Below are 13,602 nucleotides of genomic sequence, written 5' to 3' on the forward strand. Positions count from 1 at the left end.
GCTCGAGACGCTGGAACATCAAGCCAGCATTTCCATCGTTGCGCGGCGCAATGGCGTTGCACCCAACCTGTTGTATCGTTGGCGCAGGCTCATGCTCGAAGGGGGGAGTGTCGCTGTGACCGAGGATGATGACGTCACAGCAACAAAGTCGTGCGGCAACTCGAGGATCGCATTCGCGAACTTGAACGGCATCTTGGCCGCAAGACGCTCGAGGCCGAGATCCTGCGCGAGGCCCTGGACAAGTCACGCTCAAAAAAACTGACCTTGCACGCGCGGTCGCCGCTGACGGACGGTTTCCGGTGAAGGTCGTGGCAGAAACCCTTGGTGTGGCCCGCTCGAACCTAGTTGATCGACTGAAGGGCAAGACAAAGCCGCGTCGGCGCTACTACAAGGCGCAGGACGCGGAGCTGGTGCCGCGGATCGCCACGCTGGTGACGGCCAAGCCGACCTATGGCTACCGTCGCATCACTGCGATCTTGAACCGCCAGCTGCGGTCTGAAAGCCTGGCACGGGTCAATCACAAGAGGGTCTACCGGATTATGCAGGCCCATAGCCTGCTGCTGGCGCGGAAATATATGGAACGGCCCGAGCATGTTCATGACGGCAAGGTCATCGTCATGCGTTCGAACCTGCGCTGGTGTTCAGACGGGTTCGAGTTCACCTGCTGGAACGGAGACATCGTTCGTGGCGCCTTCATCCTTGATGCCCACGCCCGCGAAATCATCGCCTGGCGTGCGGTGGTGAACGCCGGGATCAGCGGGTCCGACATCCGCGACATCATGCTCGAAGCCGTCGAGCGTCGCTTCGGGACATACCGTGCGCCTTCGGTCGTCGAGATGTTGTCCGACAACGGCTCACCTTACATCGCCAGGGACACGCAGATCTTCGCCCGCCAACTTGGTCTGAAGCCTTGCTTCACCCCGGTCCGGAGCCCTCAGAGCAACGGCATGTCAGAGGCTTTCGTAAAGACGTTAAAGCGCGACTACGTTCAGGTGACGCCATTACCAGATGCCCAAACCGTTCTCGGATTGATCGGAGGCTGGATCGAGGACTACAACGACAATCACCCGCATTCAGGGCTGAAAATGCGCTCGCCTCGCGAGTTCATTGCAGCTCAAACCACAACCGCCTGAGTGTCCGGTGAAAGAGGGGCAAGACCAGAATCACGCCAAAAGCCTGAGTTCAATAGGTCTGGAGTCTATGCCGAATGCTTGATGTAAATTTATGAGGCAGGCTACTGTCAGATGAACGCCACCTCAACGCTGACACGTCGTTCTCAGGCGGCTCGTGTAGGCGAAAAGCGGTAAGGAACGACCCGCGCCGGGATTAAAGCTCCCCAATATGAAATTGTTATACTGCAACGGTGGATCTGTGATGCTTAGCTGAAATCGTCGGGTTAGGCTCACAACCTGAAGGTTGACGGTGACCTTTGCAGAACTGAAAGAGTTCGGTTGAGGTCAAATCCTGTCCCCGCAACCAAAAATACACGTAATAACAATACCCTACGCCCCGCCCAATAGCGGGGCTTTCGCATGGCCAGAAAGCAGCTCAACGCCACATCAACGTTGGACGAGGCCCCCGGAAACGCGGGGACCTTTTGATTCTGGCGTCGTGAAATCTGCTGTGGCAGCATCGGCCGTGATCGGGTTTCGTACCCTCCCTGACGACCATCCCGACCTGGCGCACTCGCCGCTCTTGCGCGCGACGTTGTTGACGCTTCGCTATGCCCAGGATCATCGATCTATCGGCTCGACCAAGATGAAGGCATTCAGGCGTGTCTTCGTGCAATGGGCGGTCGAGAACTTCGATTGGCCCGGGAAAGGGGCCGAAGAGATGTTTCGCTACAGCAAAGTCATCAACGAATACGAACTCCTGCCGCTCGAGGTCCTGCGCTACCTTCTTATAACTCTGCACCTCGGTAGACACTTAAAAGGCGAACTCGGGTTGACCAAACGCGGTGGCGCCCTTGCGCAGGAACCGGCACGCCTCTTTGCAGAGCTGATCCCTTTCTTTGTTCTCAAGATCGACCACTCGTCCTACGCCCGGTTCAAAGAGCGCCCGTTCGGCAAGTGGGACGTCTGGATGAACGTCATTAATGTCGAGGCCGACCATGGCGTCTCCGAGCTGGAGCTGTTCGCGGCCTTCTACGGCAAGGAAGATGCGCGATGGCGCGAAGTGAATTTGCTCTCGTCATCCGTACTGCGGATGCTGCGGTGCCGCTTTCGCACTGCAGCCATTCGTTCATGCCGCAGCATTTTCGATGGGCCGGATGGCGGCATAGCGGACGATTAATGTGGAGGTCACCGAGCTATGGCCAATTTTGGGTGATGGGGTCTGAGAAGGCGGCGTATCGTGGCGGGTGTCAAAGCCTACCAGAACCTCCCGAAGGAGCGATACGCCTTGGAAGATGATATCACGATCACCCCGCTTCACCAGCCCGGATCTGTCGTTGATCCACTCACCGAGATTGCACGCGACGGCGCCCGGCAGATGCTGGCGGCGGCTCTCAGGGCTGAGGCCGCGAGTTTTGTCGCGCAGTTTGCTGAGGAGCGCCCGCCCGATGGCCGGCAGCGCGTTGTCCACCACGGCACCGGGGCCATGAGCGCAACATCCAGACGGGGATCGGCCCTTATCCCGGTGCAAAGACAGAAGGTGCGCGACCGGGCAGCTGATGCGCCGCCGGAGGACAGGATCCGGTTCAGTTCGCGCATTGTTCCGAAGTGGGCGCGCCGTTCTCTCAGCCTTGATGCTCTGCTTCCGGTTCTCTACTTGCGCGGCGTCTCGACTGGAGACTTCCAGGAGGCTCTGAGCGCGCTGGTCGGTCCGGATGCGCCCAACCTGTCGCCAGGAGCGATCTCGCGGCTCACGGGCGAGTGGCAGGCCGAACATGACCGCTGGCAACGCCGAAACCTCTCGGCCCGGCGCTACGTCTATGTCTGGGCCGACGGCGTGTATCTGCAGGCCCGGATGGAGCTGCAGACCGAGTGCATGCTGGTGATCATCGGCGCGACGCCGGAAGGGAAGAAGGAGCTGCTGGCGTTCCAGGTCGGGGTCCGCGAGAGCGCGCGGAGCTGGCACGAACCTCTGGTCGACCTCAAGGTCCGCGGCCTCTCGGCGCCACCGGACCTCGCGGTCGGAGATGGTGCCCTTGGCTTCTGGAAGGCGCTGGATGAGATCTTCCCCGACACGCGCCGCCAGCGCTGTTGGACCCACAAGGTGTCCAACATCCTGAAAAAGCTTCCTAAGTCGATGCACCCGGCGGTGAAGATTGACCTGCGGGAGATTTGGCAAGCCGCGACCCGCGCGGCGGCAGAAACCTCCGTCAATACCTTCGTCGAGAAGTATGGCGTGAAATACGAGAAAGCCGTCGCCTGCCTGACCAAGGATCGAGAGGCACTGCTGGCCTTCTACGACTTCCCGGCCACTCACTGGGACCACCTGCGCACGTCCAACCCGATCGAGAGCGTCTTCGCGACCGTCCGCCATCGCACCGTCCGAGCCAAAGGCGCGCTGTCTCAGAAGACGGCGAAGCTGATGGTGTTCAAGCTGGTTCAGGCTGCAGCGAAGAAATGGCGACGGCTGAAGGGCGCAAACCAGTTGCCTCTCGTCGTCGAAGGCGTCAAGTTCGCTGACGGTGTCGCCGAGCAGGACGCCAACGAAAGCCGCGCCGCTTGATCAGGCCGCGTCACCCAAAATCCCGCATAGCTCGGCTGAGGTTGTCGATACACGCAAGAATGAATTGATCCTGACCGGGGAAGTGCCACATATCGTTGTCCGTCCGAACGCCTTGGGACTGAAGAATGCTCAGTCAGATCGCGTGGTGCCGTCGGTCGGCGAAGCTTTACGGGCTGCACAATGGGAGATGACAGCAACAGCTAAAAAACTGTTCCCGCAACAATAAAGGTAAAACTCATACCGCCTCGCGTGCGAAAAAGCGCTCGACCACGGGTGTTGCCGGCTGCGACCAGCTGATCAGGACCGTCGGACAAATTTAAGGATACGGAGAGTCTCATGACCAAGCGCATCATCTTCACGGGCGGCACCGGCAAGGCCGGTCGCCATGCCGTGCCCCATCTTCTGGCCAAGGGCTACAAGATCCTGAACGTCGATCTCAAGCCGCTCGACTGTCTGGGGGTGAACACGCTGATCACTGACATCACCGACAGCGGCCAGGTCTTCAACGCCTTCACCACCCATTTCGGCTTTGACGGCTTCGACGAAGGCGCGCCGCCGAAGGCCCCCGACGCCATCGTGCATTTCGCCGCCGTGCCGCGGGTGATGATCAACCCCGACAACACCACCTTCGCGCAGAACACCGTCGGCACCTACAACGTGCTGGAAGCGGCGATGAAGCTGGGCGTGCGCAAGGTGATCTTCGCCAGTTCGGAAACCACCTATGGCGTCTGCTTTGGCGAAGGGGACAAGGATTATCACTCCTTCCCGCTGGAGGAGGATTACGACAGCGATCCGATGGACAGCTACGGCCTGTCGAAGGTCGTCAACGAAAAGACCGGCCGTGCCTTCGCGATGCGCTATGGGGCGGATGTCTATGCCCTGCGGATCGGCAACGTCATCGAGCCGCATGAATACGCCAACTTCCCCGGCTACTTGGCCGACCCGATGAGCCGCAAGCGCAACGCCTGGAGCTATATCGACGCCCGCGATCTGGGCGAGATCGTGCATCTTTGCCTGCAGAAGGACGGGCTCGGCTATCAGGTCTTCAACGCGGTGAACGACACCATCACCGCCACCCTGCCGACGGCGGAATTCTTGGCGACATATGCGCCGGATACGCCGATCACCCGGCCGATGGGCAAGGACGAGGCCCCGCTCTCCAATCGCAAGATCCGCGACGTGCTGGGATTTCGGGAAGCGCATCCGTGGCGGAACTACGTGGACGTCTGATCTGGCCGGCAGGGGCAGGGGGGGTGTCCGCAAGCTCTGGAGCTGCGAATTCGTGGCGACTTGGAGCTTGCGGAGGGCCAAGTGTTGGTCACAGGACAGGAGCGCCGGAACCCCCATTCCACTCCGGGGAAACGCCCCGCACCCTGAGCACCTTGAGGTATTTCAGTGACCGCCCCTTATCGGGAAGGTAGGATCCGCCACGCGGGTCATGTCAAGGTTGTTGCGCAGGTCTGCGATCTTCACGGTGGGCGCGATAGGGTTGTACGCCGCGGGATGGCCGAAGTCGGCATTGGCTTGGCGATTGTGCCGGGTCATGGCGACGACTGCGGCTACCAACGCCTCCTCCAAAAAACCGGAACTTTTCACTAATATCTGCTGCGCGCCGGGTCAATCGGAGCAACGGGACCACTCGAAGCTGGCAAATGTGCGCCTCTTGCACTACGTCGCGCAGGATTGACGTGTCGAGCGACCCTACTTCCAACGGAACATGAACATGAAAAACCCGAGAGAGAATGATTTCACCGGTCGTCGCAGCGATGCTGCGGACGCAAAGGCTGCTCTGTTGCAAGCGCACCGGGCTGCGCAGGAAGCTGCTGAACCGACCCGACTGGCACGCCAGGAAGAACTCAAGGCGGTGGCTGCAGCCAGAGAGGCACGCCAGGCAGAGGCCACGAAGGTGAAGCTTGCAGAGCAGGAGCGCGCGCGCAGTGAAGCCTTGGCAGCCGATGCGACGGCCAAAATCGAGGCGGAAACGCGTGATGAGGTTGAGAAGGACCTCAACTCACGTACCGCTGAGGATGAGGCGGCCCAGAAAGCCGAGCGCGACCGGCGCTATGCCAACCGCAAAGCGAAGAAGCGCTAGAACACCGGTTTCCTTCCGGACATGAACTGCCTCTGTTCATGGCTTCTGTATGAACCATCGGTCAGGGCAAGATTGTCCGGTTTTGCCTCAAGAGTCACTTCGGCTGAAATGCCTCAAGATCGGGAACTTTCGTTGCCGGCCTTGAGAATGCAGCCTTGGGCCACCTCGTCGATCTGATTGCCAGGATGCCCGGCGCCGTGCCCTTGAAGGCCAGCGATCTCGTGACGACCGGCACACTAACGCGCGCATTGCCGGTCTGTCCGGGGGAGATATAGCAGGCCAGCTTCAATGGCTTGCCATTGGCCGCGATCGAAATTGAACTGGTTTGATCGCGATCGGCCGGAAGGACCAGCACGTCCGTGGTCAGCACAGCCACATGATCTACCTCTGAAAGGGCCGCATGAAGGTGACCATTACGGATCAGGTGGTCCTCGTGGCCGGGGCAAGAGGGCAGGAGGGGACCGGGTAAAGACGTTTGCCGTTTGTCAGTCTGTGAATGGCGCTGGTCCCGCATATGGCCAGCTTGGGTGACCTGAGGGGCCGGGCGCGGCTGGCCCATGCCGTGACCCGCAGCCATGGGCAACGGGTTGCGTTCGAGCGGCGCGCCTGTGAACCAGACGCGCCTCATAGACGACCTATTCCGGAATGGCCCTCACCTTCTCGGCCACTCCTCGCCCAATGTTCTCATGCGCACCGTCCGACAGATGCAACCCGTCTATCCCATCCGTCTCAGCAAGTGTCCCGACATCGAGGAACTCCGCATCGGCCGCTTCCGCAATCGTCTGGTCATGCTCGGGAAGCGCGTGGGTCTTTTCTACGCCCCCGGCAAAACGCTCTGCCCGCCCCTCGGGGTATAGCTCCCCAAGTGGGGGCGGTGCCAGCACCAGAACCTCCGGTGTCAGATCATCCGTTCCTAGGTCGCTACCGGCGCGTTCAAGAACGTCGAAGGCCCTGAGCCCCTGACGGGGAGAAGCGTTCATTAACGCCGGTATAGGTGATGGTCGGGCAGCGCCTGCCCGCCCTGTAGACAAGTTCTCAACCATGGGGGCGTTGATCCCTCCCCGAAAACAACCTGTGCGAAAAGTCAGGTTTCGGACATCTGAACCACCTAGTATTAACGATCATAAGCATTTTCGTAGAGTAGGATTTTTAAATGTCACAGCAGATAAATATTGCGGAACTTCGTTCCTGTGTTTCCGCAAAGGACTTGGGAATGATCATTTCCGCGATCGGATTATACGCGCACAGGGCGGATTATCGTGAACTGCAGGAACGCCTGCAACTTCAAGCGGGTGCGTGGGGTATTTCCACTCCGGTCAGATCAGTTCCCCATGGCTCTCGCAGCCTCAAGACAAAGATCTGAATTTCAGGTCTGTTCGGTTTTCTGGCCCTGATCCGGCATCAGGTGAATTCGGCCCTTCGTGACAGGTCTATTTGAGGACGGCTGTCACCGGAGACCGTTGAGATAAGAAGTTCGACGTCTCTGGTGAATTGGGATCCAGCTTTGACGCACCCATCAGGCCCACGCTTGCGGGACTGGCGCTGGGGATGATCGGCATCCTCTTTCCCCATATCATCGGCGTCAGGTACGAGACCACGGCCGCAGCGCTCTTGGGGCAGATCGGGCTGGCCGAGGCGATCATGGTTGCGGTGGTCAAGGCCTTGGGGATGGCGATCACGCCGGGCGGGTGGATGGGTGGCGGGGTCTTTTCCCCGGCACTTCCGGAAGCGTCAACGCCTTCGCCGGTAGAACCGCCGTCGGGGCAGCAGCCCTGCGAACCCAGGCTGCCCCTGTCCGACTGACATGGCGTGGTCAAGGGCGCGGGGCACGAACGGTGAAGGGCAGGGGCCTTCGGTCAGCCTCGGGCCGTCCAAGAATCGGTCAAATATTTTGACCTATCCAGCAGGGCTGCTACATGGTCTTGCTGGACGCTGACAAGGGGACGACCGTGACATTCCGCGCTGAGATTTATGAAGATCGTCTTGTCGCACGAAACGTGGCAGACAATGTCTTCGACATATCCGAGGAGGTCTTCCTGGGGTCCTACGAACTGGCCCATCTGCCACGAACCGACGAATGGCTGTCCCTGCGGTGCCTCGACACCTTCAGTTCACGCGGGGGCAACTGCTTCAACGTCTACAAGGTGACCGAGATCTGGCACGAGGCCATCAATACGTCCTGGCCGTCATTCGCGGAGCAGTTCTCGGACGAGATCCGTTCACCGGTGACCAAGATCTATGTCTCGTTCTGCTATTACCTGGAGCCTGGGGTCATCAGGGGGCATCGTCATCCGAGAGCGGCTGTTCCGGCGCGGATCGAAAATCAGAAATCCGGCACCGGTACGTAAACTGCCGAGTCATGGCAGACTAGCGACAAGTGGACCCGACCTGCACGGTCGACGAGATGCCGCGCCATTGAATGGGTTACAGATTAGTCAGACTCATCGGTTCGACGGGGTGGGCTTGGTCGCCGATGACGTGAAGGCGCCCTTCGGGGGCGTTCCGTATCCGATGATCAGCATGACGCCTTCGAAATGATCTGCCCCGCATTCCGTGCATCTCCACTCCAGGTCAAGCTGGCCGCCGCAGACCAGGCACGGCCCCTCATCGAGGTCGAAATCCAGGGGAAACGGGACCAATTCCTTCGGCACGTCGCTCATCGTCACTCGTCTCCGTCGGGTCTGCCAAACCTTAGCGTGCCATTTAATCTTCAGGCAACTCCTCGAAGCCTGCTCGACCGGTGATCCCTAGCACAGGCCCTGACGGGCCTGAAGACGAGGCACGCTAAAGTTGAGTCCGGCGCCGTCTCATTCCTGATAGACGGCATCGCCAGTAACAGCGTTCGACTCAAGTCCATCGCGGCCCGGTTAACTCGCACCAGCGGAAGCGGTGTCTTCCTGGTGGCCGCAAACCAGTCAGGGTGCCAATGGCGGGCCGCAAGAGATCTCTGCATCGTTCCACCGGTGACGTAACAAAGTGTCGGCAACGACTCGCACGCAAGATAATGCCCGTTGCGGATCGTCCCGACAAGCCGGATGACCGGTTTCGGGAAGGCCTCCCGGGCGTTTCAGCGCAGCCAGCGACGCCGAACTGCAAAAAGCCGACCGGTGCAACAGGATCGCTATCGATGAAGCGCCTCGCATGAACCGGGGGGTGAAGGTGAGCCGCGCAGTTCCAGGTCTTCATGCCCGATATCGTGGCGATCCGAGGCTCTTCCGGCGCGGATCACGGCCCCCCTGAAGGTGCTTTTCCGCGATCCCTGGTTATCTCGACTGCCATGACCGAAGGTGCCCCGCACCTGGACGGTCGACGAGTTCCAGGTCCGGCAGGCGGGGCTGAGCCCCAATGGAACCTTGCGATCGCGCCCCTGGCGGCGGAAATACGATGCTGACAGCCATGATCGCGACAGAACCGTGATCATGGTTCGAAGACAACAGATCCGAGACCTGACGCGCAGTGTCTCGACGATGGAAGGCAACCGACCGATGACCACCCACTTTCTCGCGGCCACGCCCCGGACCGTTCACTGGGGCCGCTTCTGGTCCGGACTGCCCCCCGTGCTGGAGATCGACGCCGGCGACACCCTGACGATCGAGACCCATTCGGGGCGCGAGGAGGTGCTGCCGCCCGATGGGTCGGGCATGACCGTCGCCCCGGCGCTGCGGGACATCCTGGTGACGGACCTGCCCCGGCGGGGGCATCTGCTGACCGGGCCGGTGGCGATCCGGGGGGCGCAGCCCGGCGACGTGCTGGACATCCGCATCGATGCGGTCGAGCTGGGCGCGGACTGGGGCTTCAACCTGGTGCGTCCCAGCTCGGGGACGCTGATCGGCGAGTTTCCGGTCTCGCAGCAGGCGACCACGCTGATCCCGGTCGATCGCGCGGCCTGCACGGCGCGGCTGCCCTGGGGCGCCGTGCTGCCCCTGAACCCGTTCTTCGGGGTGATGGGCGTCGCCCCGCCCCCGAATGGGGAGAGCTGACCTCGATCCAGCCGCGCCTGCATGGCGGCAACATGGACCTCAAGCTGCTGACGCCGGGCGCCACGCTGTCGCTGCCCGTCCATGCCGAGGGGGCGCTCTTCTCCTGCGGCGACGGGCACGGCTGCCAAGGCGACGGCGAGGTCTGCATCACCGCGCTGGAGATGTCGCTGATCGGCACCTTCACCTTCACGCTGCGCAAGGCCGGCGAGCATTCGGTGACCTTGCCCCGGGCCGAGACGGCGGACGAGATCATCTCGATGGGCTTTCACGCCGATCTGGACGAGGCGATGCGCATCGCCCTGCGCCAGATGATCGCCATCATCTGCGAACGGACCGGCATCACCCCGACCGAGGCCTACCAGTTCTGTTCGCTCGCCGTGGACTTCGCGGTGACCCAGACCGTGAACGGCGAAAAGGGCGTTCACGGCCGACTGAAGAAAACGCTTCTCACCAAAGGCTGACGACATTCGGGGGACGATTTCGGCGGCGCCTAGGTTTGTATTGGTTTGTAGGCGTTTTGAGAGCGGATTGTGCTGGAAAACGACCCGGGTGACCAGGCTCGGTCGGGGTGGACAGCGTCGATATGACCGCTCCCGACAACCCGATCTGGCAGCAGGTGGCCCAGGTCATCCAGGCCATGGCCGCCGGGGCCGGGCTCACAATCCGGATCCGGGCGCCGGAAGTCGCCACACTGCTGTCGTCGCAGACCGCCGGGGATCATCAGGCGGACCTCAGCGATTGCGGATACCCGAGGCCTTGGATGGCCGTTCAGACGCTGTGGCCGGCACAGCGGGCCGTGTTGCGGATGTGCTGCTGCATGTGCCGCCGTGCCCCGTCGGCATCCTGGCCTTCCAAGGCGGCGATGATGGAGCGATGTTCCTCGATGGATTGTAGCATGCGGTCCGGGTCGGTGTTCGGAATGGGCTGGCGCTGCGTTTCGCTGAGCAGGTGCTGCATGTTGGCATAGACATTGGCCAGCATCCGGTTGGGGCAGGCATCGGCGATGGCCTGATGCAGGGCCAGATCCGCCTCGACATGGGCCACCAGATCGCCGCGATGCCAGGCGTCTTGGAACGTCTTGGCGGCGGACTGCAGCGAGTCGATGGTGTCCCGGGTCATGGCCTCTGCCGCCAGCGCGCAGATCTCGGCCTCGATCAGCAGCCGCGTCTGAAAGACGTCGCGCAGATCGTGCGCGTCGTCATAACGCCAGACCGCTTGTGCAGGCCGGGACGCCGGATCCCGCACGAAGGTGCCGCGGGCGGGCAGGGTCTGGACAAGGCCCAGGGTCTCCAGCGTCAGCAAGGCCTCGCGCAGGGTGGGCCGGGAGACGTTCATCTGCTCGGAAAGAACGCGCTGCGAGGGCAGGCGCTCGCCTGGCTTCAGTTCGCCCGAGCGGATCATGTCCTGCAATCTGCGCGCGATCACCTGCGTCACCGGCGCCTTGTCCCACATCATGTCCCAACTGCCTCTCTTGGCGGCATCCTGCCCGCTGCCATCTGCACATCCCGCGACAGGCATTGCAAACGCATCCCGAGCGTGGCTTGATACTGGTCAGACCGGTTAGGCCGGTCAATCCAAAATCATAAGGACGGGGAGTTACCATGCCGGGACAGGGAATGCGACTGACGGGATTGACCATGGCGCTGTTGGCGGGGACGGCGCTTTCGGCGGCGGCGCAGGAGACGCTGACGGTCGGCGCCAATATCGGCAACGTGCCGTGGGAATTCCAGGACGACACCGGCGACTTCGTCGGCTTCGAGATCGATCTGGTGGCGGCCGTGGCCGAGCGGTTGGGGGCCGAGGTCGAGACGGTGAACATTCCCTTCAACGGCCTCTTTTCGGCGGTGCAGTCGGGGCGGATCGACATCGCCACCTCGTCCATCACCATCACGGACGAGCGTCTGGAATCGGTCAGCTTCGCCCAGCCCTATTACGACAGCGACCAGTCGCTGACCGCACTGGCCGAGGGGCCGAAATCGTTGGCCGAGATGGACGGCAAGGTCGTCGGCGTCGATACGGGATCGACCGGCGACATGTGGGCGACCGAGCAGGCCGAGACCTATGGGTTTGCCGACATCCGCCGCTATGAGGGGCTGGCACCCGCGATGCTGGACCTGCAGGCGGGGCGGATCGACGGTTATGTCTCGGACATTCCGGCGCTGCAATACTATGTCCGCGACAAGCCGCAACTGGAGGTGGTCGAGCGCATTCCGACGGGCGAGACCTATTCGATGATGTTCGCCAAGGATGCCGAGCTGGCGACCCAGGTCAACGCGGTGCTGGACGAGCTGAAGACCGAGGGCGTGCTGGCCGAGCTGCACGAGAAATGGTTCGGCGTGGCTCCCGACGAGGGCTCCTCGACTATGACCGTCCTGCCGATGCCGGCGCTGGACTGATCCGAAGACCCGGGTCCGGGCCGGTCCCGGACCCGAAAGGACGCTCATGGATATTTTCGACACCTTCCTGAACGCCGAGGTCATGCGGCGGACCTTTCCCATGCTGATGCAGGGATTGTGGATCACGCTGCAGCTGGGGGCGGCCAGCATCGTGGGGGGGCTGGCTCTGGGGCTGGCCCTGGCCATGGCGCGGCTTTACAGACCCGGACCGCTTCGGGTCCTGACCCGGTTCTACATCGACATCTTCCGGTCGATCCCGCTTCTGGTGCTGCTGATCATCGTCTATTACGCGCTGCCCTTCGTGGGGCTTCGCCTGTCGCCCTTCGTCTCGGCCATGAGTGCGCTGACGCTGGTCTCGGGCGCCTACACGGCCGAGATCTTCCGCGCCGGCATCGAGGCGATCCCCAAGGGCCAGTTCGAGGCATCCGCCGCCCTGGGCCTCAGCGGGAGGCAGACGATGGCCGACGTGATCCTGCCGCAGGCGGTGCGGATCGTCATTCCGCCGCTGACGAACAATTCGATCAACGTGGTCAAGGACACCGCGCTGGCCTCGGTCGTGGCCATGCCCGACCTGCTGAAGCAGGCCACGCAGGCGCAGGCGCTGTCCGCCAATCCGACGCCGCTGATCGTGGCCGCGATGATCTACATCGCGTTCCTCTGGCCGCTGGTCGCGCTGGTGTCGCGCATGGAACGCCGCTTCGCGGCAAGGAGGCGTTAGGATGACCGGCTTTGTCAGCATCAGGAACCTGCGCAAGTCCTATGGCAGCTTCGAGGCCCTGAAGGGGATCGATCTGGACGTGGCCAAGGGCGAGGTGGTCTGCATCATCGGCCCCTCGGGGTCGGGGAAATCGACGCTGATCCGCTGCATCAACCGGCTGGAGGCGTTCTCGGAGGGAAGCGAGATCCGCGTGGACGGCATTCCCGTCACCTCGGGCCGTGCCCTGGCCAAGGTCCGCGCCGAGGTCGGCATGGTCTTTCAGTCCTTCAACCTCTTCCCGCATCTGACCGTGCGCCAGAACGTCATGCTGGCCCCCCGCCGGGTGCGCGGCACCGCCCGCGCCGAGGCCAGCGCCCAGGCCGACCGCCTGTTGGACCGCGTGGGCATCGGCAATCAGGCCGACAAGTACCCCGAGCATCTGTCGGGCGGCCAGCAGCAGCGCGTGGCTATCGCCCGCGCCCTGGCGATGGAACCGCAGGTGATGCTGTTCGACGAGCCCACCAGCTCGCTCGACCCCGAGATGGTGGGCGAGGTGCTGGACGTCATGCGCGATCTGGCCCGCACCGGCGTCACCATGATCGTCGTCACGCACGAGATGGGCTTTGCGTCCCAGGTGGCCGACCGCGTCATCTTCATGGATGCGGGACAGATCGTCGAAGAGGGACCGCCCGCACAGGTGCTGTCCCGTCCCCGCGAACCCCGCACGCGCGATTTTCTGGGCGCCGTGCTGAACCACTGAAA

General features: G+C 62.2%; 17 protein-coding genes and 1 pseudogene. 13 read left to right on the top strand and 5 right to left on the bottom strand.

Going from position 1 to position 13,602, the window contains the following annotated elements:
• Positions 1-4 precede the first annotated feature (4 nt).
• The 4 genes and pseudogenes from E4191_RS03725 to E4191_RS03740 form a co-directional block, all read left to right on the top strand.
• Positions 5-1,133 (top strand): annotated as a pseudogene (locus tag E4191_RS03725) (IS3 family transposase); the annotation flags it as partial.
• Between the two features lie 490 nt (positions 1,134-1,623).
• Positions 1,624-2,292: a hypothetical protein gene (locus E4191_RS03730; RefSeq protein WP_407947046.1), complete on the top strand. Its 669-nt coding sequence runs from the start codon at positions 1,624-1,626 to the stop codon at positions 2,290-2,292.
• 108 nt (positions 2,293-2,400) lie between these two features.
• A complete protein-coding gene (locus tag E4191_RS03735; protein ID WP_135312211.1) occupies positions 2,401-3,675 on the top strand; it encodes an IS256 family transposase in 1,275 nt (424 codons plus the stop codon).
• 336 nt (positions 3,676-4,011) lie between these two features.
• Entirely contained in the window at positions 4,012-4,905 is an 894-nt protein-coding gene (locus E4191_RS03740; RefSeq protein WP_135312212.1) for an NAD-dependent epimerase/dehydratase family protein, read from the top strand.
• Positions 4,906-5,067: 162 nt separating this feature from the next.
• Here the strand turns inward: E4191_RS03740 and E4191_RS03745 are convergent, their stop codons facing one another.
• Positions 5,068-5,271 (bottom strand): hypothetical protein, encoded by a 204-nt coding sequence (locus E4191_RS03745; protein ID WP_135312213.1) that lies wholly within the window; start codon positions 5,269-5,271, stop codon positions 5,068-5,070.
• A 127-nt stretch (positions 5,272-5,398) separates the two neighbouring features.
• Here E4191_RS03745 and E4191_RS03750 point away from each other — a divergent pair, with 127 nt between their 5' ends.
• Positions 5,399-5,767, top strand: a complete 369-nt coding sequence (locus E4191_RS03750) for a DUF6481 family protein (protein ID WP_135314308.1) — start codon at positions 5,399-5,401, stop codon at positions 5,765-5,767.
• A gap of 94 nt (positions 5,768-5,861) precedes the next feature.
• On the opposite strand, the gene E4191_RS03755 is transcribed toward E4191_RS03750, so the two are convergent.
• Both E4191_RS03755 and E4191_RS03760 read right to left on the bottom strand, forming a co-directional pair.
• Positions 5,862-6,143, bottom strand: a complete 282-nt coding sequence (locus E4191_RS03755; RefSeq protein WP_135312214.1) for a hypothetical protein — start codon at positions 6,141-6,143, stop codon at positions 5,862-5,864.
• Positions 6,144-6,402: 259 nt separating this feature from the next.
• A complete protein-coding gene (locus E4191_RS03760; RefSeq protein WP_135312215.1) occupies positions 6,403-6,747 on the bottom strand; it encodes an SGNH/GDSL hydrolase family protein in 345 nt (114 codons plus the stop codon).
• A 233-nt stretch (positions 6,748-6,980) separates the two neighbouring features.
• Here E4191_RS03760 and E4191_RS23625 point away from each other — a divergent pair, with 233 nt between their 5' ends.
• The 3 genes from E4191_RS23625 to E4191_RS03770 all read left to right on the top strand — a co-directional run bounded on the left by E4191_RS23625 (position 6,981) and on the right by E4191_RS03770 (position 8,115).
• Positions 6,981-7,130, top strand: a complete 150-nt coding sequence (locus E4191_RS23625; RefSeq protein WP_168217389.1) for a hypothetical protein — start codon at positions 6,981-6,983, stop codon at positions 7,128-7,130.
• A 128-nt stretch (positions 7,131-7,258) separates the two neighbouring features.
• Complete coding sequence (locus E4191_RS03765) at positions 7,259-7,570, top strand: chloride channel protein (protein WP_331459626.1); 312 nt, start codon at positions 7,259-7,261, stop codon at positions 7,568-7,570.
• A gap of 113 nt (positions 7,571-7,683) precedes the next feature.
• Positions 7,684-8,115, top strand: a complete 432-nt coding sequence (locus E4191_RS03770; protein ID WP_135312217.1) for a hypothetical protein — start codon at positions 7,684-7,686, stop codon at positions 8,113-8,115.
• Between the two features lie 93 nt (positions 8,116-8,208).
• Here the strand turns inward: E4191_RS03770 and E4191_RS03775 are convergent, their stop codons facing one another.
• Positions 8,209-8,427 carry a hypothetical protein gene (locus tag E4191_RS03775; RefSeq protein ID WP_135312218.1) on the bottom strand — a complete coding sequence of 73 codons (219 nt, stop codon included), beginning with the start codon at positions 8,425-8,427 and terminating at the stop codon, positions 8,209-8,211.
• An 825-nt stretch (positions 8,428-9,252) separates the two neighbouring features.
• On the opposite strand from E4191_RS03775, the gene E4191_RS24525 reads away from it, so the two are divergent.
• Positions 9,253-9,747 (top strand): acetamidase/formamidase family protein, encoded by a 495-nt coding sequence (locus E4191_RS24525; RefSeq protein WP_269436662.1) that lies wholly within the window; start codon positions 9,253-9,255, stop codon positions 9,745-9,747.
• Positions 9,748-9,779: 32 nt separating this feature from the next.
• A complete protein-coding gene (locus tag E4191_RS24530; RefSeq protein ID WP_269436663.1) occupies positions 9,780-10,208 on the top strand; it encodes an acetamidase/formamidase family protein in 429 nt (142 codons plus the stop codon).
• A 307-nt stretch (positions 10,209-10,515) separates the two neighbouring features.
• On the opposite strand, the gene E4191_RS03785 is transcribed toward E4191_RS24530, so the two are convergent.
• Entirely contained in the window at positions 10,516-11,202 is a 687-nt protein-coding gene (locus E4191_RS03785; RefSeq protein ID WP_228461513.1) for a FadR/GntR family transcriptional regulator, read from the bottom strand.
• Positions 11,203-11,384: 182 nt separating this feature from the next.
• On the opposite strand from E4191_RS03785, the gene E4191_RS03790 reads away from it, so the two are divergent.
• The 3 genes from E4191_RS03790 to E4191_RS03800 are packed head-to-tail and all read left to right on the top strand — an operon-like array spanning position 11,385 to position 13,600.
• Positions 11,385-12,143 carry a transporter substrate-binding domain-containing protein gene (locus E4191_RS03790; RefSeq protein ID WP_228461515.1) on the top strand — a complete coding sequence of 253 codons (759 nt, stop codon included), beginning with the start codon at positions 11,385-11,387 and terminating at the stop codon, positions 12,141-12,143.
• Positions 12,144-12,189: 46 nt separating this feature from the next.
• The gene (locus E4191_RS03795; RefSeq protein ID WP_135312220.1) at positions 12,190-12,861 is read left to right on the top strand and encodes an amino acid ABC transporter permease; all 672 of its coding nucleotides are present in this window, start codon (positions 12,190-12,192) and stop codon (positions 12,859-12,861) included.
• A 1-nt stretch (position 12,862) separates the two neighbouring features.
• Positions 12,863-13,600 (top strand): amino acid ABC transporter ATP-binding protein, encoded by a 738-nt coding sequence (locus tag E4191_RS03800; protein WP_135312221.1) that lies wholly within the window; start codon positions 12,863-12,865, stop codon positions 13,598-13,600.
• Positions 13,601-13,602: the final 2 nt, after the last annotated feature.

Origin of the sequence: Paracoccus liaowanqingii (assembly GCF_004683865.2) — a bacterium.
Lineage (GTDB): Bacteria > Pseudomonadota > Alphaproteobacteria > Rhodobacterales > Rhodobacteraceae > Paracoccus > Paracoccus liaowanqingii.

Coding starts and splice junctions, on each gene's coding strand:
- E4191_RS03740 (WP_135312212.1), top strand. CDS start 4,012: ATGACCAAGCGCATCATCTTCACGGGCGGCACCGGCAAGGCCGGTCGC.
- E4191_RS03750 (WP_135314308.1), top strand. CDS start 5,399: ATGAAAAACCCGAGAGAGAATGATTTCACCGGTCGTCGCAGCGATGCT.
- E4191_RS03760 (WP_135312215.1), bottom strand. CDS start 6,747: ATGAACGCTTCTCCCCGTCAGGGGCTCAGGGCCTTCGACGTTCTTGAA.
- E4191_RS23625 (WP_168217389.1), top strand. CDS start 6,981: ATGATCATTTCCGCGATCGGATTATACGCGCACAGGGCGGATTATCGT.
- E4191_RS03770 (WP_135312217.1), top strand. CDS start 7,684: ATGGTCTTGCTGGACGCTGACAAGGGGACGACCGTGACATTCCGCGCT.
- E4191_RS03775 (WP_135312218.1), bottom strand. CDS start 8,427: ATGAGCGACGTGCCGAAGGAATTGGTCCCGTTTCCCCTGGATTTCGAC.
- E4191_RS24525 (WP_269436662.1), top strand. CDS start 9,253: ATGACCACCCACTTTCTCGCGGCCACGCCCCGGACCGTTCACTGGGGC.
- E4191_RS24530 (WP_269436663.1), top strand. CDS start 9,780: ATGGACCTCAAGCTGCTGACGCCGGGCGCCACGCTGTCGCTGCCCGTC.
- E4191_RS03785 (WP_228461513.1), bottom strand. CDS start 11,202: ATGATGTGGGACAAGGCGCCGGTGACGCAGGTGATCGCGCGCAGATTG.
- E4191_RS03790 (WP_228461515.1), top strand. CDS start 11,385: ATGGCGCTGTTGGCGGGGACGGCGCTTTCGGCGGCGGCGCAGGAGACG.
- E4191_RS03795 (WP_135312220.1), top strand. CDS start 12,190: ATGGATATTTTCGACACCTTCCTGAACGCCGAGGTCATGCGGCGGACC.
- E4191_RS03800 (WP_135312221.1), top strand. CDS start 12,863: ATGACCGGCTTTGTCAGCATCAGGAACCTGCGCAAGTCCTATGGCAGC.